The sequence below is a fragment of the Sinorhizobium meliloti genome (genome assembly GCF_017876815.1).
In the GTDB taxonomy this organism is placed as follows: domain Bacteria; phylum Pseudomonadota; class Alphaproteobacteria; order Rhizobiales; family Rhizobiaceae; genus Sinorhizobium; species Sinorhizobium meliloti.
Genome location: NZ_JAGIOS010000002.1, coordinates 577,920 through 595,355 on the forward strand (window position 1 = coordinate 577,920; position 17,436 = coordinate 595,355).

Genomic DNA, 17,436 nt, shown 5'->3' on the forward strand with positions numbered 1-17,436 from the left:
TCCTCCCAGAACTGATCTTTATCCTTGCGTCCGCCCAAATCATCGTTTGCGCGACCGCGCCAGGCTGAAAACCTCTTTTTATCCGCGGCCGACCAGCGGCATCCTGGTCGCCATCACGGTCATCGTGAGAACATTGGCCGAGAGCGGCAGGCTCGCCATGTAGACGACCGCCTCGGCGATGTGCTCGATCGGTATCGTCGGCTCCGCCGCAACCTCGCCATTGGCCTGCAGCACGCCGGTGCTCATCCTCGCGGTCATGTCGGTCGCGGCATTGCCGATGTCGATCTGGCCACAGGCGATGTCGTGCATCCGGCCATCGAGCGCCGTCGATTTCGTGAGGCCGGTAATGGCGTGCTTGGTCGCGGTATAGGGCGTCGAATTAGGCCGCGGCGTCTGCGCGGAAATCGAGCCGTTGTTGATGATCCGGCCCCCGCGCGGCGTCTGCGCCTTCATCAGCCGGAAGGCATGTTGCGTGCACAGAAAGGCGCCCGTCAGATTCGCCGCGACGATACCGTTCCACTGTTCGAAGGTCACCTCTTCGAGGGGCACGGGCGGCACGTTAGAGCCGGCATTGTTGACGAGGAGATCCAGCCGGGCGAATTCCGCCCGGACAGCCGCAAAGAGAGCCGCGACCTGATCCGGATTGCCGACATCGCAGACGACCGCGCGGACGATATTGCCGGTCAGCCCGCCGATTTCGCCGGCCGCAGCCTCGAGCACATTCGGACGGCGGCCGGTGATGACGACGCTGTAGCCTTCAGTACTCAAAGCCTGGGCGATGCCGCGGCCGACACCGGTCCCGCCGCCCGTGACCAGCGCGATCCTGCCCTCGCCCGATCCCTTCCCTTGCGCCATCTCAGACCCTCCCTCCGAGTTCGTCTTCGATATGGATGCGGATGATCTCGTCGAAGCTGCTCTCGGCCGTGAAGCCGAGTTCCCGCGCACGGCGGGCATCGAAGTCGGTCGCCCAGCCGGAGACGATCGTCTGGATGACCGGATCCGGCTCGCGTCGGATGAGGCCCACGGCCTTCTGGCCGGCAATACGGCCGAGTGCCTCGATCTCCTCGCCGACCAGCGCCGACAAGCCCGGCATGGTGAGGTTGCGCCGCGGCCCCATGACACCCGTATCCATTCGCGCCGCGTGGATGAAGAAGCCCACGGCCGAGCGCGGGCTCGCGAACCAGTGCCGGACATTTTCGGCCACCGGCAGGATAGCTTCCTGGCCGACGAGCGGCTCGCGCAGGATGTTGGAAAAGAAGCCGGATGCGGCCTTGTTCGGCTTTCCGGGCCGAATGCAGATGGTCGGCAGCCGGATGCCGATACCGTCGAAGAAGCCGCGGCGGGTATAGTCGGCGAGCAGCAGCTCGCAGATCGCCTTTTGCGTCCCGTAGCTGGTCAGCGGCGTGGTGAAGAACTCGTCGCCGATCCTTTCCGGAAACGGCTGGCCGAAGACGGCGATAGAGGAGGCGAAGAGGACGCGCGGGAGGTAGCGCTCGCGTTGTCCCTCGCGGCGGATCGCCTCGAAGAGCGCGCGTGTGCCGTCGAGATTGACCAGGTAGCCTTTGTCGAAGTCGGCCTCCGCCTCTCCCGAGACGATCGCCGCGAGATGGATGATCACGTCCGGCCGCGAGGAGATCAGGCGCTCTGCGCTGCCCTCGCTGGACAGGTCGATCGCAAGCGTCGTCGCAAGCGACGAAAATGCCGGCGGCAGGGGCGGCTCCACCACGTCCGCCAATGTCAGGCTGGCGATCTCGCGTCCTAGCGAACCGGGCTCCGCGGCCAGCCTTTCGACCAGCTTCCGGCCGATCATGCCGGCGGCACCAATGACCATTACATGCATTTTCGGCGAACCTCCTCCTGTTCGGCCACCCGGGCAGTCCTGGCTCAGCTTGACTTTCTGTTCGCTCCGTTTGCCTGCTCGTCCGCCAGCAAAGCCTTCGTCGTCTCATAGATCCGGATCAGATGATGGTGAAAGGCGGCGACGACGGCCGCCCGGTCATGCTGCCTCAAGGCGGCGACGATGTCGCTGTGATCCTTGTAGCTCGCTTCGATTGCTCCGGGCCGTGACATGGCGCTTCGCCGGTAGTCCATCATATAGGTGTAAAGGTCGGTGACGAAATCGGAGAGCAGCGGATTGCCGCAGGCCCGGTAGATCGCCACATGGAACTCGCGGTCGCAAATCAGAAAGCGCATCGCGTCGTCGCCGCAGATCTTCTGCGCGTCCAGAAGGCTGTCAAGCTTGCGCAGCGCCTCTTCATCGATGTTCTCTGCCGCGTCGCCGACCACCTTCAACTCGATGTGAAGCCTTGCGGCGTGAACGTCCTCGAGATCGTAGCTGTCGATCGCGTTCGGGGAAGCGATCGTCACTGTGACATGGCTGAGATCGACATTCCCGACGCGCGTTCGGCTTCCTTGCGACACCTCGACCACACCGCGCGCCGCCAGCGTCTGGATTGCGCCGCGCACCGTCTCGCGGCTCACATGGAGCACGCTCGCAAGCTCGCGTTCGCCCGGCAGCACATCGCCCGGCCTCAGCATGTTGGTCGCAACCAGCACCATAAGCTTGTCGGCAATGAGGTCGCGCGCGGTACGGCGCTCGAGGCTCTTCCCGACTTTAGGCATATGCGTGAGGATTGGACTTCCATTCACCGCGGCGCCTCCAACTGATCCACTGGTTGGTCCAGCAGATCAGTATTACAAATAGAGTGCCTATGGGAGCGCGCGGTCAAGGGAGGTTCGTTGCGGCAGCGCACCAAAAATGCACGGCTCCGTTGTGCAGCGCCGTGGGATAGGAGAGCTCGGCCGCCCCTCATCCGCCCGCCGGCACCTTCTCCCCGCACGCCGGGCGAAGGGGACCCGCGTCGCCCGCCTAAGTTCCCTCTCCCCGCCTGCGGGGCGAGGGGCAAGTCCAGGCTCAGACCGGTTGAGAATAGCCGCTCGGAGGCACTCTATCCGTGATCATGCCCCTCGTGGTCGCCGAGCGACGGCAGGTCGAGGCTGAACGTTTCGACAAGATCGGCCACTTGCTGCGGGCTCAGGTAGCGCGGATTGAGGTTGCGCAGCAGCAGGTAGAGCTTGGCTGTCTCCTCCAGTTCCTCCGTCGCAAAGACCGCTGCCTCCAGACTGTCGCCGGCGACGACCGGCCCGTGGTTGGAGAGCAGCACGGAGGAATATCTGCCCGCAAGCCCGCGGATCGCATCGGCGACGGCCGGGTCTCCGGGGCGGTAATAGGGCACGAGCGCCGTCTCCCCGGCCCGCATGAGGTAATAGGGCGTCATCGGCGGAAGGGCCGCCCGCGGATCGATCTCCGGCAACATCGTCAGCGCGACCGCGTGGGTCGAATGGAGATGCACGATCGCACGGGCGCTGCCGCGCGTTTCGTAGAGGGCGGAATGAAGGGGAATCTCCTTCGTCGGCTTGTCGCCCGAGACGAGCCGGCCGCCGGCATCGAGCCGCGAAATGCGCGCGGGGTCGAGGAAGCCGAGCGAGGCGTTGGTGGGCGTCACCAGCCAGCCGCCGTCTTCGAGTCTCATCGATATGTTTCCGGAAGAGCCGGGTGTCAGGCCCCGCTCGAAGAGGGACCGGCCGTAGCGGCAGATTTCTTCGCGAAGACGCGTTTCTGACATTGGTGGTCCTTTCCGTTCAGGCTGTAGCGCCTTCGATAAGTTCAAATCCAAGATCGGCGACGTGGGACGGGTGATCGTTGATGACCAACTCAGCCGCCAGCTTTCCCGTCGCGACGCGAGGCGTACGAATGGTCGTCAGAGGTTGCGGCGTGGCCTGGCCGATGTCGAGGCCGTTGTGGCCGAAAAGGGCGAGCCTGGTGGGAACGGGAATGGTGCGTGCAAGACAATGAAAATATCCGCCGAGCGCCATGTCGTCGTTCGAGAAATAGACCGCATCGAGCCCCGGAGCCCTTCGAAGAAGCTGCTCGAGTCCCGCCCGCCCGTTCCCGACCGAAGAAGCGCCCGCCCGGATTTCCCGATCCACGAGGGGGACGCCGGCCAGGTTCAGCGCTTCACGAAAGCCCTCGAAGCGTTTGCCGGCGCGCGTGTCTCGGCCGAGATCGTGGCCGACATAGCCGATCCGGCGATAACCTCGCTTCAACAGGAATTCGGCGCTTGCGCGACCCGCCTCGCGATTGGAAAAGCCGACCGCCAGGTCTATGGCGGTCCCGTCGATGTCGAGCAGTTCGACGACACGACAGCCGCTCGCCCGCAGCATCTTGAGCGTGCCCTCCGTATGCTCGAAGCCGGCAAGCATCACCGCCGTGGGCCGCCAGGCGAGCATGGCGGCGACAAGGGCCTCCTCGCGCTCCGGCTCATAGTCCGTCACGGAAAAGACGGCCTGATAGCGATTTTCCTCCAGAACGGCGCCTGCACCCCGCAGCACGTCCGGGAACACGATGTTGGTGAGCGACGGGATGACGAAGGCGACGAGGCGGGACCCGGCCGAGGCCAGGGTGCCGGCGATCCGGTTCGGGACGTAGCCAAGCCGCTCGACCGCATCCAACACGCGCTCCCGGGCCTTGCCGGAGAACGAGCCGTGATTGCGCAGCACGCGGGAAACCGTGCTCTCGCCCACACCCGCGGCTTCCGCCACCTCTGCAAGCGTTACGGTCGTCTGCTGCTTGAAGTCCGTCGTCACTTCGCGCCTGTTCCAGTTTGACGTGGCCGTTCAGGGTCTGATCGCCTTCATAGGCGGAAATTTTTGGCAGCGCTACCAATTTTGGTTGGCAGCGCTGCCAAAGCTCACTAGAACGGGTGCCCTGGCAACTGGAGGAGACGAAATGGCATCGAAGATCGCAGTGCTCGGGCTCGGCTCGATGGGCTTCGGTATGGCGTGCTCGATGAAAACCGCGGGCCTCGACGTCTTGGGCTACGACGTTGCCCCGCCCGCAGTGGAGCGTTTCGTCGCCGACGGCGGTCGCGGAGCGGGAACGCCAGGCGAGGCCGTGACGGGCGCCGACATCATCGTTTCGGTCGTCGTGAGCGGCGCGCAGACCGAAGCCGTTCTGTTCGGTCCAAATGGCGTCGCAGGCGCCATGAAGCCCGGTGCCGCCTTCATATCGTCTGCGACCATGGATCCGGCGATCGCGCGCGACCTGGCGCAGCGGCTCGAAGCACTCGGGCTTCACTATCTCGACGCGCCGATCTCAGGCGGCGCCGCAAAGGCGGCTAAGGGCGAACTGACGATCATGGCTTCGGGTTCGCCGCAGGCCTTCGCAGCCGCCCGACCGGCCCTCGACGCCATGGCCGCCAAGGTCTACGAACTCGGCGGGACCGCCGGGACCGGCGCCGCCTTCAAGATGATCAACCAGCTTCTCGCCGGCGTGCACATTGCGGCCGCCTGCGAAGCGATCGCCTTCGCGGCCAAACAGGGGCTGGACCTCGACAAAGTATACGAGGTGATCACCGCTTCGGCCGGCAATTCCTGGATGTTCGAAAACCGCATCCCGCATGTGCTCGCGGGAGATTACGCCCCGCTGAGCGCCATCGAGATTTTCGTGAAGGACCTCGGCATCGTCCAGGATATGGCGCGCGCGGAGCGCTATCCGGTGCCGCTCGTGGCGGCCGCACTGCAGATGTATCTTGCAGCCTCGGGCGCAGGCATGGGGCGCGACGACGACTCCTCCCTCGCGCGGCTCTACGCCCAGCTCTCCGGGGCCACGCTGCCCGGCACGAATAATCCATAAGGAAGACGCGCATGCCCGTTTTTGCCGCCAATCTGACGATGATGTTCACCGAGTTGCCGTTCCTCGACCGCTTCGACGCGGCCGCCGACGCCGGGTTCGCAGCCGTCGAGTATCTTTTTCCCTACGAGGTGCCGCCGGAAGCGATCGCCGAACGGCTTGCCCGCAACAGTCTCGAGCAGGCACTGTTCAACCTGCCGCCGGGCGATTGGGCAGCCGGCGAACGCGGCATCGCCGCCCTGCCCGGCCGCTTCAATGCGTTGAAATCGGATGTCGACAAGGCGCTCGACTACGCGGCCGCGACCGGCGCCAAGCGCCTGCACCTGATGGCAGGTCTTGCTGATCCGCGCGACCGCGAGGCCGCATCCTGCTACCGCCGCTCGGTCGCCTGTACCGCCGAGCGCCTGGCCGACGAGGGCATCGATCTCCTCATCGAACCGATCAACGGCCGCAACATGCCGGGATATTTCCTCAACGATTTCGGGACCGCCGAGCGGCTCATCGCCGAGCTCGCGCTCCCCAACCTCAAGCTGCAATTCGACATCTATCACCGGCAGATCCTGCACGGCGACGTCGCAATGGCACTCCGCCACCTTATGCCGTTCACCGGCCATATCCAGATCGCCAGCGTGCCCTCGCGGCACGAGCCGGATGGCGAGGAGTTGAACTATCACTACCTCTTTGAAGAAATCGACCGGCTCGGCTATGGCGGCTTCGTCGGCTGCGAATACAACCCGCGCGGCCAGACGCTCGACGGCCTCGGCTGGTTCAAACCCTTTCGACGGAGCTGACCCATGACAATCCTGCTCGGATCGATCGCCGACGACTACACGGGCGCCTCCGATCTCGCCAACACGCTGACGAAGAACGGGCTTCGCACCGTGCAGACGGTCGGCATTCCCGATCCGTCGCTCGCCCTTCCCGACGTCGATGCAGTGGTCGTTTCCCTGAAGATCCGCTCGGTCGCAGCGAAGGACGCCGTGGCCGCCGCCCTCGAGGCCGAAAGCTGGCTGCGTGGCCGCGGCGCCGGCCATGTGCTCTACAAGATCTGCTCTACCTTCGATTCGACGGATCTCGGTAATATCGGGCCGGTGACCGAAGCGCTTCTGAGCGTCTCGGGCGGCCACATCGCCCTCGTCACGCCGGCCTTTCCGGAAACGGGACGCACCGTCTATCTCGGCCATCTTTTCGTCAACGGCCAGCCGCTCGACGAAAGCCCGTTGAAAGACCATCCCCTCAACCCGATGCGGGATGCCAACCTGGCAAGGGTGCTCACCCGCCAATCGCGCGGCAAGGTCGGCCTCATCGACCTGCCGACCGTGACGGACGGAGCCGATGCGGTAAGGGCGCGGCTCGATCGGTTACGCGCCGAAGGTGCCGCCGCGGCGATCGCGGATGCGGTTTTCGAACGCGATCTCGAAACGCTCGGAAAGGCAGCGCTCGAAATGCCCGTTTCGACCGGCGCGTCGGGCCTCGGCCTCGGCCTCGCCCGCGCGCTTCTACGCTCCGGCCGGGCTTCGGCAAGCGACGGGGAAAACGAAGCCATCCGCCCCGTCGGCGGTCTTGCCGCGGTGGTCGCAGGCAGTTGTTCGGCGGCAACGCTGAAGCAGCTCGATGCGGCGGAACTGCATATGCCGGTGCTGCGGCTCGACACGGAAAAGCTCCTCGCCGGATCGGACGAGATTTCCGCAGCGATTGCCTGGGCCGGGGAACGGATTGGCGAGGGCCCGGTGGCCATCGCCGCGAGCGCCGCACCTGAGGTCGTTTCGCGTTTGCAGGCGCGATACGGGCGAGAGGCATCCGGGCACGCGGTCGAGACGGCAACCGCCGCGATCGCGGGCGAACTGGTCGAGCGCGGCGTGAGACGCCTCGTCGTCGCCGGCGGAGAGACCTCCGGCGCAACCGTCGACAGGCTCGGCATCCCGGCTTTCCTGATCGGTCCGGAGATCGCCCCCGGCGTCCCTCTGCTGAGGACGATCGGCACTGGCGGAAACGACATGTTGCTGACGCTGAAATCGGGCAATTTCGGCGGCGAGGATTTCTTCGCCACGGCGCTGTCGATGATGCGATGAGAGGTAAGGCGGGCGGTCCCTCGTATCCGCCGCCCGCCCGCTGCACGCTTCCTCAAATCGGACCGAGGAGAGCATGCAGACTTTGCGTTTGCCGCAGCGCGTCCGCGCTAGGGCTCTTAAAGGCCGTTGTCCTTCAGGATCTGCGCGGCGTTTTCCTTGGTCACCTTCATCGTGTCGAGCGTGACGGTCTTTTCGACCTTTTCCCCCTTCAGGAACTTCACCGCCTGGCGCAGACCCTCCGCTCCCGGCGTCGCATAGAGGAAGGTCGCGGTCAGTTCGCCGTTGTTGACCCAGGTCACGCCTTCGTTCGGGAGCGCATCGATGCCGATGAACTTCATTTCCTTCTCACGGCCTGCGTCCTTCGCCGCCAGATAGGCGCCATAGGCCATCGGATCGTTGTGGCCGTATACGAGGTCGATCTTCTCGTTGTTGCGCAGCGCCGTCGCCATGATGTTGTAGGCCTGGTCCTGCTTCCAGTCGCCGGATTGCTGATCGAGCAGGTTCTTGATGCCGGGCTCCTTGTCGGTGAACTCGTGAAAGCCGTCGTGGCGGTCATGCGCCGGCTGGGTACCCATGCCGCCCCATATCTCGACGATATTGCCTTCAGCCTTGCCCTTGCCGCCGAGAAGCTCGACCGCATACTCGCCGGCCGCGCGGCCGATCAGTTTGTTGTCGCCGCCGACGAACTGGGTGTACTGGTCGGTCTCGACATTGCGGTCGAGAACGAAGACCGGGATCTTGGCATCGATCGCCTGCTGCACCACGCCGGTGAGCCCTGCGGACTCTTTCGGCGATACGAGCAATGCGTCCACCTCCTGGCGAATGAGGTTCTCGACGTCGGCCACCTGCTTTTCCGTCCTGTCCTCACCGTCGGTTATGATCAGCTCGACATCCGGATGCTTTGCCGCCTCGGCGATGATGTCCTTGTTGAACTGCGCGCGCCACGGCTCGATCGTCGTCGCCTGGCTGAAGCCGATGCGAAACTTCTTGTCCTGGGCCAGGGCGTCGTCCGCCGGCATGAGCGCGGTCGTCGCGGCGAGCACGGCGGCGACCGCCGTCAGTTTCAGAATGTCACGGCGTTTCATTTCTTCTTTCCTCCCATTGTTATGGACAGCGACTCTCTCGACGTCCGCTCCTCCACGGACGTGTCTCCTTGAGCCGGGCGCCGGCTTGCGCCCGGCAGCCGCAACTGCGCGAGAAGATCGTAGGCATTGCGCTCCTGAACGAGCACGGTGCCGATGATGATCACGCCCTTCAGCACCAGCTGAAGATTGGAATTGATGTTGTGGAGCTGCAGGATGTTGGAGAGCAGGCCGAAGATCAGGACGCCGCAGAACGTCCCGGCAAGGCTCCCGCGTCCTCCCATCAGGCTCGTCCCGCCGATGACCACTGCCGCGATCGCATCCAGTTCGAGGCCCGCGCCAGCGTCCGGCTTGCCCTGGCGGTACTGCGCCACATAGAGCACCGCTGCGATGCCCGCGAGAAGACCCGATACCGCATAGGTGACGATCTTCACCCGGCCCGCATTGATGCCGGAAAGGCGCGCCGCCTCCTCGTTTCCGCCGATGGCGTAGACATAACGTCCGAAAGGCGTGAAGCGCAGCACCGCACCGTAGAGAAGAATCGCGACGATGAAGAATATGCCGGGCATCGGCACGATGCCGAAGACTAGCTGCCGCAGCATATCGAAGTCGGCGGTGGCATTGCTGCCGGTATAGACCGGCAGAACGGCGTTGTTCTGCCCGGCGGTGAGCCGGGCGATGCCGAGCGCCGTGACCATCATGGCAAGCGTGACGATGAATGGCTGCAACCGTCCGACCACGATGATCACGCCGTTGACTGCGCCGAACATGAGGCCGACCGCCGGCGCAACGAGCAGAACGCCGAGCACGCCGAATTTCGTCTGCATCTGAGGCAAGAGGAAGCTCAGAACCAGGGCACAGAGAACGATGCCGGCTGCGGCAGGCAGAACGGTACCGCGTCTCCGGTCAAGCTGGATGTCGCGGATATGCGTCACGCCCGCACGGGATTTCTCGATATTCAGGAAGACGAAGCGTACGGCCGCCGCACCGACGACCAGGACGGCAAGCCCGACGGCCGGCAGCCCCAGATAGAGGGCGGCCGTGTCCCCCGGAACGGTCAAGAGCATCGCGCAGACGACGGTGCAGATCGCCATCAGCGAGCCGACAGAAAGGTCTATGCCGCCGGTCAGAATGACGGCCGTCATGCCGGTGGCGATCAGCCCGGTGGTCGATACCTGCCGCAACACGTCGAGGAGATTGCCGGAGGAGAGAAAGATGTTCCTGCCCGATGACGTCAGCGGTGAGGACAGGACTCCGATCAGGAAAATGGCGATCAGCCCCCAATAGAGTTTCGTGCGCGAGAGAGCCTTCAGGAAATTCATGCAACCGCCCTTCCGCGCGCGCTCCGCGGTGCGGCGAGCTGCATGATGCGCTCCTCGCTCGCCTCCTCCCGGGAGATGAGTCCGGTCTGCCGCCCCTCGGCCATCACCAGAATGCGGTCAGCGAGGAGCAGAAGCTCCGGCAATTCGGAACTGACCACCACGATCGCCAGCCCGTCGCCGGCGAGCTTGAAGATGAGATCATAGATCTCGCGCTTCGCACCGACGTCGATGCCGCGCGTCGGCTCATCGAGAAGAAGGACACGCGGACCGGTCGCCAGCCACTTGCCGATGACGACCTTCTGCTGGTTGCCGCCGGAGAGGGTTCCGGCCGCCTGACCGGTCCCGGCGCAGCGAACGCCGAGCGCATCGACCGCCCCTTTCGCAAGCGCACGCTCGCCTTCGAAGGAGCGCAGGCCGAATCGTGCGAGCCTTCCAACAAGCGGCAGGGCCACATTGTCTCTGATCGATTCATGAAGATGCAGCCCCTTCGCCTTGCGGTCCTCCGTCACCAGAGCAAAACCGAGGCGGCGAGCATCGCGTGGCGAACGGATATTGACGGCGATGCCGTCCAGCCGGATTTCGCCGCCGCGAAGGCCTTCATTCGATGCAAAGATCGTCTCCAGGATTTCCGTGCGCCCCGCGCCGAGCAAGCCGCCGATGCCGAGGATCTCGCCGGCGCGAACGTCGAAGCTCACCCCCGTCAGCACGTCGCGCCAGCCATGGCGTCCGGATACGGCAAGCGACAGGTCCCTGACCGAAAGGACGGGCTCGCCGCCGCCTTTGCCCTGGTCGGGCCGGTGCGCATCGAGGAGGTTGCGGCCCACCATTGCGGCGATGATCGTATTCTCGTCCAGTCCGGCCATCGGCCGGGTCCAGACATGACGGCCGTCGCGGAAGACGGTGACCCGGTCGCTGAGTTGCATGACCTCGTCGATCCGGTGCGAAATATAGATGATGCCGACGCCGTCGGCTGCGAGTTGCCGCATGATCTTGAAGAGGCGCCGACACTCGCCGGGCGAAAGCGCCGAGGTCGGCTCGTCCATGATCAGAATGCGCGCTTCCACGGACAGGGCCTTCGCGATCTCGACGAGCTGTTGCTCGCCGACCCGCAATTGCCCCACGCGCGCCTCCGGGTCGAGCTCGATCCCGAGGCGGTTCAACAGCCCTCGTGCGGCCTCCAGGCTCGCCTTGCGATCCACGAAAAGACCGGCGATCACCCGTTCGCGGCCGAGAAAGATGTTGTCGGCGACGCCGAGTTCGGGGACGAGGTTGAGTTCCTGATGGATGATGGCGATCCCGGCTGCCTCGGCGTCGCGCACATTGGAGAAGCGGGCGGTTTCTCCATCGACGCGGACGGTGCCCTGGTAGTCCGGGTAGACGCCGGACAGGACCTTCATCAGCGTCGACTTGCCGGCGCCGTTCTCGCCCATGAGCGCATGGATTTCGCCCGCGCGCAGTTCGAAGCGCACATCCTTGAGCGCCGCGACGCCGCCGAACGATTTCGAGATCGCTTCGGCCGCCAGAATTGGCCGGTCGGATTCAGTGGTGACCGAATCACGGGGGATAGCATCGCGCATGATATTGGCAGCCTCCCTACCGCCGACATCTGACGCTCTATTCGCCTATTTCCCGCAGCCTATTCTAAACGTTTCGACACTGTCAAGCGGGGCGCTCCGGCCTGCATTGCGTAATTTCAGCGATTCAAATACAGTTTAGCGAGCAAATCATCAAAACGTTTCGGGCGAGATGCAGCAACGACGAAATTCAAGAAAGTCCGGTGCACCGACCATGCTCGACGTCGCCAAGGCGGCGCATGTCTCCGTGGCGACGGTCTCGGCCGTGATCAACGGTTCGGCCCCGGTCAGTCCGGAATTGCGCAACCGCATCGAGCAGGCGATCGGCCTCATAGGCTACAAGCGCAACGCCATCGCCCGCAGCCTCAAGCTCGGCACGACCCGCACCGTAGGCCTGATGGTTGCCGATATCACCAATCCGTTCTTCACCGATGTCGTGGCCGTCATCCAGGACGTGCTGCATCGGGCCGGCTACGCCGTGATGCTCTGCTGCAACGACGAGGACGTCGCCCTGCAGGACGAGCAGATCGCCCTGTTGATCGACCGGAGCGTGGACGGCCTGATCATCGCGCCCGCCGGAGACGACGAGACGCTGAAACGCATGATCGCGAGCGCCAATCTTCCGACCGTGCTGATCGACCGGCTTTGCGACGGCATCGACACCGATGCGGTCGTGCTCGACAATCGCCGCGCGGTTCAGGACGCAACCATCTATATGCTCGGCCTCGGCCATCGGCGCATCGGCTATATTTCCGGCTCCCTCGACACGTCCACTGGACGGGAGCGTCTTGCCGGCTATCGGGCAGCGTTGGAGGCGGCGGGGCTCCCCTGCGAGGAGGACCTGATCCGGATCGGCAATTTTCGGGAGAAGGACGCCTATACCGCCGCGCTCCAGCTGCTGACGAGTCCCGAGCGTCCAACGGCGATTTTCTCTGCCAACAATCTGATGGTCATCGGGGTGATGAAGGCGATCCGGGATATCGGCCTTCACTGCCCGGACGACGTTTCGGTCGCAAGCTTCGACGATTTTCCCTGGGCGGACGTCTTCCAGCCGCATCTGACGACGATCGCCCAGCCGGTCCAGGCGATCGGCGAACAGGCCGCACAGCTCGTGCTCGACCGCCTTTCCGGCGCCAGCCCGGAAGCGCCGCGAAGGCTCGTGCTCCAGGGAAGACTGGTAATCCGCGACTCCTGCCGGCCGGTCGGCAGCCTGGCGCCGCGCGCGATCGCCTGACCTAGTTTCCCAGAAGCCCCGGTGTCGGGACTTCAGTCGTCGTGCAAGGCGCGAGCGATCGGCGGGCCGAGACTCAAGTCGCGGAACCTTGCCGCAAAGCCTGCGCGCTCCGGAGAGCAGGCAGTGACACCGACCTCGGCATCGGCGGCGGAAAAGGGACAGAGCCGCGCCATCTGCCAGCGTTCCTCGCCAAAGCGGAATTGCACCCGCACCGCATCCCCATGCCGCGTCAGCCGCACCTCCAGCGGGTCCGAAGGCGCCTTGGCGTGCAACGGGATGACCGACCAGTCCGATACTCCCCGCGTCACGACCACGCTGAAATGCATCAGCCCGTCGGTATATTCGATACCGCATTTGATCCAGTTCTGCTCGTCGACCCGCAGCATCAGACCGGCCTGATCGTAAAGCTGCTCATACTGACCGACGATCGTCGCCGAGGCGGTGAAATCGCCAGAAACCGGACGAAGATAGGCATGTCCGCTATCGCGCACGAAGCCGTAGAAGGTTTCGCGCCAGAAGTCCGTATTGCCGTCGGTCTTGAGCGACAGATCGCGTTCGTCGCCCTCCCAGCTTGCCGGCTCGTTCAACCAGCGATACGCGCTTGCCATTCAGTCCCTCCATCCATCCCACTGTTTAATTGCTCGGCAGTTGTCGCGCACCCCACTCGCTCTTCGGGATCGCCTTGCCGATCGCGAAGCTGAAGGAAGTGACCGATGTCGTCTCGGGGCTCACTTCGCATTTGAAGTCGATGGCGTACCATGTCGACCGGCTGCGGAAGGCGCCGCCATCGGCGTTCAGTCCCGTTTCCGAGATGAAGCCCCCGGAAGGGCCGAAGGGAACGAGCATGTCCGGAAATGCACCGGGCATTTCGCGCCGCACCTGCTCGAGCGCCTCGATGCTGCAGAGCTGTACGATCCGCTTTTTCGGCGGCAGCCTGCCGATCGCCTGTTTCACGCGCGGGTCCGACAGGGCGTTTTCAGAATAGAGTTCCTTCGCCTGGACGAGCTGGCTCGCCTCGCGCTCGGCCTTCGCCTCGGGTGGCTGCGTCGGCTCCGCCCTTGCTTCCTCCAGAACCGGTTTCTCCTGGGGAACAGCTGCAGCCGGCGGCGCGGCTGCAGCGTCGGCCGCCTCGTTCGCTGCGCTCCGGGCATCGACGCGCAATTCCGCAAGCGCTGTCCTGCTTTCCGCCGGCTTTTCGCTGGCGGTATTCTCCGTCTTTGCCGGGGCGCGCCGCGAGGCCTCCGGCGTCTCGCTCGGCGTTTCGGTCTTCTTCGGCGCGGCCGGAGGCAACTCGGGCTGAGGAGGCTTTTCCTTTTCGGCCGGCGCTGCCGCCGACTCGAACGCCTCAGGCTGAGGGCGCGCCTGCTCGCTCTTGGCCGCGTTCGGCTTTTGCTCGGGCTTTTCCGCACTCTTCGGCTGCGGAACGAGCTCGACGCTGACGCTTTGTTCCTTTGCCGGCGCAGACAAATCCGGCAGCCGAACCAGCAGCAGAAAGGCGAGCGCCAGGTGCAGGGCGAGCGAGGTCGGCATGCCCCAACCGGTTTCTCCCCACATTTTCCTGGCGAAGTGCTGCATTGCTCAAAGGTCACGGACTCGGAAGCACCGAACCTAAGAGTTCGAGCGCCCCGCAACAAGTGCGGGACGCGCGTCGGTCAAGCGTATTCGACCTGGTAAGGCTTTTCGAAGAAATGCTCCTCGAGATTACATCCGCTGCCGCCGCGGTCGATGACGACGAATTCGGAGGTCGAACGAAGCGGCGTCAGAATTCCGTGCCAGACATTTTGCGCGATGTTGACCCCCTGGCCCGGCCCGGTCTCGAAGGCGATCGGCTCGCCGGGCTCCCCGCCTTCGTCGGGCGCCACGACCACGAGGAAGGGATTTCCCGTCAGCGGGATGAAGGCCTGGCTTCCGAGCGGATGCCGTTCCACCATCTTCAGCGTCAATGGGATGTCATAGGGTTCGCCCTTCAAGAGGCTGACCAGCGTTCGGGCTTCCGGGCCGCTCGTCTCCACCCTCGCAAGGTCGTGATAGCGGATGCATTTGCCGGCGTTGATCGGAAAGCTCTTCGCGTCGTCAGGCTCGATGACATCGCCGAAGGGTGCGAACTCGCTGTGCGAAAGCGGGCGGATCGGTAGAGGTATCATGGTCTTTCCTCCCTGGTGGACCAATTGTCTTTGGGCGCCGGCACCGATCACTGGATCAGCACCGCCCTGAAATCATTGACGTTCGTGCCGGTCGGGCCCGGCTTGAAAAGGTCTCCAAGCGCATCGAAGGCCGCCCAGCTGTCGTTTTTGTGAAGCAGCGCAGCGGCATCCAGGCGCCGCGCCAGCAGGCGGGCGATCGTCGTATGATCGGCGAAGGCGCCGGCATTGTCCTCGGATCCGTCGATGCCGTCGGTGTCCGCAGCGAGCGCCGAGATCCCGCCGATGCCGTCTATGCCGAGCGCCAGCGACAGCAGGAACTCGCTGTTGCGCCCGCCGCGTCCTTCGCCCCGGACCGTCACCGTCGTTTCGCCGCCCGAGAGCAGGAGGGCGGGCTTCGGAAAGGGCCGGCCGCGCAGCGCCGTCTCGCGCGCAATCGCCGCATGAACAAGCCCGACGTCGCGCGCCTCCCCTTCGATCGCATCGGAAAGAATGACGGCCTCGATACCCGCGGCCCGGGCCCTGGACGCCGCGGCCTCCAGCGAGACGCCTGCCGAAGCGATCAGCTGCACCTCGTTGCGGGCAAAGCGCGGATCGGAAGGTCTCGGCGCATCCGCAGCAGCGCTTGCCAGCCAGCGCATGACCTTTTCCGGCAAAGCGAGACGATAGCGCTCGACGATCTTCAGGGCGTCCTCGCGGCTGGCTGCGTCGGCGATCGTCGGGCCGGATGCGACCAGCGCCGCGTCGTCGCCGGGAATATCGGAGACGACGAGGGAGACGACCCTGGCCGGATGGGCCGCAGCGGCCAGGCGGCCGCCCTTGATCAAGGAAACGTGCTTGCGTACCGCGTTCATCGCGCTGATCGGCGCGCCTGACGCGAGAAGCGCCCGATTGACGGCAATTTCATCCTCGAGCGAAAGCGCCGGTGGCGGTGCGGGCAGGAGCGCCGAACCACCGCCGCAGATCAGCGCCACGACCAGGTCGTCCCCGGTCAGGCCGCTGACCGCCGCGAGGAGCCGCTTCGACGCCTTCAGCCCGCCCTCGTCCGGCAAGGGATGGGAGGCTTCGAGCACCTCGATATTCTTGCAATGCGCACCGAAGCCGTAGCGCGTGACGACCACGCCGCTGAGCGGCCCCTCCCAGACGGATTCGAGCGCCCGGGCCATCTGAGCAGCGCCCTTGCCGGCTCCGATGACGACCGTGCGCCCCTTCGGCCGCTCCGGCAGATTTGCGGCGATGACTCGTTCCGGATCAGCGGCGGACACGGCAGAGGCGAACAGGCTCTCCAGGAATTGACGCGGGTTGGCGATGGCGGCCATTGTTCCTCCCGTTTGAGAAATGCGCGGGCGGCGGCTCCTCCTTCCGCCGCCCGGATGCATGATCTCCACGGCGGATGAGGCCGCCGGCCGATCATGCGCGTCCTCGATCGCGACTTATGCGACCTCGTGGTTCGCCATCCGCTCGAGCGCCCGCACGAGCCCGGAATGGTCGAGCCCGCTGTCGCCATTGGCGGCGCAATTGTTGAAGAGTTCCTGGGTGGCCGCCGTGTTCGGCAGCGAGATGCCGAGGCTTTTCGCTCCCTGCAGCGCGAGATTCAGGTCTTTCTGGTGCAGCGAGATGCGGAAGCCCGGCTCGAAGGTACGCTTGATCATCCGATCGCCATGGACTTCGAGGATGCGCGACGATGCAAAGCCGCCCATCAGTGCCTCACGGACGCGGGCCGGATCGGCTCCTGCCTTGGACGCGAAGACCAGCGCCTCGGAGACTGCCTCGATGGTCAGCGCCACGATGATCTGGTTTGCGACCTTGGTGACCTGGCCGTCGCCGCAATCGCCGACGAGCGTGATGTTCTTTCCCATCAGCTTGAAGAGCGGCAGGGCGCGTTCGAAGGAGCTCGGCTTGCCGCCGGCCATGATGCTGAGAGAGGCGTTCTTGGCGCCGACCTCGCCTCCGGAAACCGGCGCGTCGATATATTCGGCACCGGTTTCACGGACCTTCTTGGCGAACTCCTTCGTCTCGATCGGCGAGATGGAGCTCATGTCGATGACGAGCTTGCCCTCGCCTAGGCCGTAGTAGACGCCATTCTCACCGAACAGGACGTCCTTCACTTCCGGCGTATCCGGTAGCATGAGGATGATCGTGTCGACCGTCTCCGCGAGCGCCTTAGGCGTTTCGACGATTTCCAGCCCGTTCTCGACGAGCTCCTGGCGCGGCGGGATGACGAATTTCGACGTGATGATCTCGTGGCCGGCATCCTGAAGGTGGCGCGCCATCGGCGTGCCCATGATACCCAGTCCAATGAAACCGATAGATGCCATC

At 64.8% G+C, this 17,436-nt stretch carries 17 protein-coding genes; 4 read left to right on the forward strand and 13 right to left on the reverse strand.

From position 1 onward, the window contains the following. Nucleotides 1–78 precede the first annotated feature (78 nt). The 5 genes from JOH52_RS21650 to JOH52_RS21670 form a co-directional block, all read right to left on the reverse strand. The gene (locus JOH52_RS21650; protein WP_014530165.1) at nucleotides 79–855 is read right to left on the reverse strand and encodes an SDR family oxidoreductase; all 777 of its coding nucleotides are present in this window, start codon (nucleotides 853–855) and stop codon (nucleotides 79–81) included. Nucleotide 856: 1 nt separating this feature from the next. Then, nucleotides 857–1,840 carry a D-erythronate dehydrogenase gene (gene denD, locus JOH52_RS21655; RefSeq protein WP_014530164.1) on the reverse strand — a complete coding sequence of 328 codons (984 nt, stop codon included), beginning with the start codon at nucleotides 1,838–1,840 and terminating at the stop codon, nucleotides 857–859. Nucleotides 1,841–1,884: 44 nt separating this feature from the next. Further along, nucleotides 1,885–2,649, reverse strand: a complete 765-nt coding sequence (locus JOH52_RS21660) for a FadR/GntR family transcriptional regulator (RefSeq protein WP_014530163.1) — start codon at nucleotides 2,647–2,649, stop codon at nucleotides 1,885–1,887. A gap of 299 nt (nucleotides 2,650–2,948) precedes the next feature. Further along, nucleotides 2,949–3,626, reverse strand: coding sequence for a 3-oxo-tetronate 4-phosphate decarboxylase (gene otnC / locus JOH52_RS21665; protein ID WP_014530162.1), 678 nt, complete (start codon nucleotides 3,624–3,626; stop codon nucleotides 2,949–2,951). Between the two features lie 16 nt (nucleotides 3,627–3,642). Then, nucleotides 3,643–4,647 carry a LacI family DNA-binding transcriptional regulator gene (locus JOH52_RS21670; protein WP_014530161.1) on the reverse strand — a complete coding sequence of 335 codons (1,005 nt, stop codon included), beginning with the start codon at nucleotides 4,645–4,647 and terminating at the stop codon, nucleotides 3,643–3,645. 142 nt (nucleotides 4,648–4,789) lie between these two features. Here JOH52_RS21670 and ltnD point away from each other — a divergent pair, with 142 nt between their 5' ends. Genes ltnD through otnK form a run of 3 tightly spaced genes read left to right on the forward strand, consistent with a single transcriptional unit; the run spans nucleotide 4,790 to nucleotide 7,764 of the window. After that, complete coding sequence (gene ltnD, locus JOH52_RS21675; RefSeq protein WP_041862621.1) at nucleotides 4,790–5,695, forward strand: L-threonate dehydrogenase; 906 nt, start codon at nucleotides 4,790–4,792, stop codon at nucleotides 5,693–5,695. An 11-nt stretch (nucleotides 5,696–5,706) separates the two neighbouring features. Next, on the forward strand, nucleotides 5,707–6,483 hold the full coding sequence (otnI, locus tag JOH52_RS21680) for a 2-oxo-tetronate isomerase (protein WP_014530159.1): 777 nt from the start codon (nucleotides 5,707–5,709) through the stop codon (nucleotides 6,481–6,483). Nucleotides 6,484–6,486: 3 nt separating this feature from the next. Next, on the forward strand, nucleotides 6,487–7,764 hold the full coding sequence (gene otnK, locus JOH52_RS21685) for a 3-oxo-tetronate kinase (protein WP_010976194.1): 1,278 nt from the start codon (nucleotides 6,487–6,489) through the stop codon (nucleotides 7,762–7,764). Nucleotides 7,765–7,880: 116 nt separating this feature from the next. On the opposite strand, the gene JOH52_RS21690 is transcribed toward otnK, so the two are convergent. Genes JOH52_RS21690 through JOH52_RS21700 form a run of 3 tightly spaced genes read right to left on the reverse strand, consistent with a single transcriptional unit; the run spans nucleotide 7,881 to nucleotide 11,745 of the window. After that, on the reverse strand, nucleotides 7,881–8,849 hold the full coding sequence (locus JOH52_RS21690; protein WP_010976195.1) for a substrate-binding domain-containing protein: 969 nt from the start codon (nucleotides 8,847–8,849) through the stop codon (nucleotides 7,881–7,883). Then, a complete protein-coding gene (locus JOH52_RS21695; protein WP_014530158.1) occupies nucleotides 8,846–10,168 on the reverse strand; it encodes an ABC transporter permease in 1,323 nt (440 codons plus the stop codon). Before JOH52_RS21695 ends, JOH52_RS21690 begins: the two co-directional genes overlap by 4 nt. Then, a complete protein-coding gene (locus tag JOH52_RS21700) occupies nucleotides 10,165–11,745 on the reverse strand; it encodes a sugar ABC transporter ATP-binding protein (RefSeq protein ID WP_014530157.1) in 1,581 nt (526 codons plus the stop codon). Before JOH52_RS21700 ends, JOH52_RS21695 begins: the two co-directional genes overlap by 4 nt. Before the next feature lie 211 nt (nucleotides 11,746–11,956). Between JOH52_RS21700 and JOH52_RS21705 the strand changes: the two genes are divergently transcribed. Next, a complete protein-coding gene (locus tag JOH52_RS21705) occupies nucleotides 11,957–12,976 on the forward strand; it encodes a LacI family DNA-binding transcriptional regulator (protein WP_010976198.1) in 1,020 nt (339 codons plus the stop codon). 32 nt (nucleotides 12,977–13,008) lie between these two features. Here JOH52_RS21705 and JOH52_RS21710 read toward each other — a convergent pair whose 3' ends face one another. The 5 genes from JOH52_RS21710 to JOH52_RS21730 form a co-directional block, all read right to left on the reverse strand. After that, the gene (locus tag JOH52_RS21710; protein WP_010976199.1) at nucleotides 13,009–13,584 is read right to left on the reverse strand and encodes a DUF1349 domain-containing protein; all 576 of its coding nucleotides are present in this window, start codon (nucleotides 13,582–13,584) and stop codon (nucleotides 13,009–13,011) included. Nucleotides 13,585–13,609: 25 nt separating this feature from the next. Next, nucleotides 13,610–14,530, reverse strand: coding sequence for a DUF930 domain-containing protein (locus JOH52_RS21715; protein ID WP_041862619.1), 921 nt, complete (start codon nucleotides 14,528–14,530; stop codon nucleotides 13,610–13,612). Between the two features lie 98 nt (nucleotides 14,531–14,628). After that, on the reverse strand, nucleotides 14,629–15,120 hold the full coding sequence (locus JOH52_RS21720) for an ureidoglycolate lyase (RefSeq protein WP_010976201.1): 492 nt from the start codon (nucleotides 15,118–15,120) through the stop codon (nucleotides 14,629–14,631). A 47-nt stretch (nucleotides 15,121–15,167) separates the two neighbouring features. Then, on the reverse strand, nucleotides 15,168–16,436 hold the full coding sequence (locus JOH52_RS21725) for a glycerate kinase type-2 family protein (protein ID WP_014530155.1): 1,269 nt from the start codon (nucleotides 16,434–16,436) through the stop codon (nucleotides 15,168–15,170). Between the two features lie 114 nt (nucleotides 16,437–16,550). Next, on the reverse strand, nucleotides 16,551–17,435 hold the full coding sequence (locus tag JOH52_RS21730) for a 2-hydroxy-3-oxopropionate reductase (protein ID WP_010976203.1): 885 nt from the start codon (nucleotides 17,433–17,435) through the stop codon (nucleotides 16,551–16,553). Between the last annotated feature and the right edge of the window lies 1 nt (nucleotide 17,436).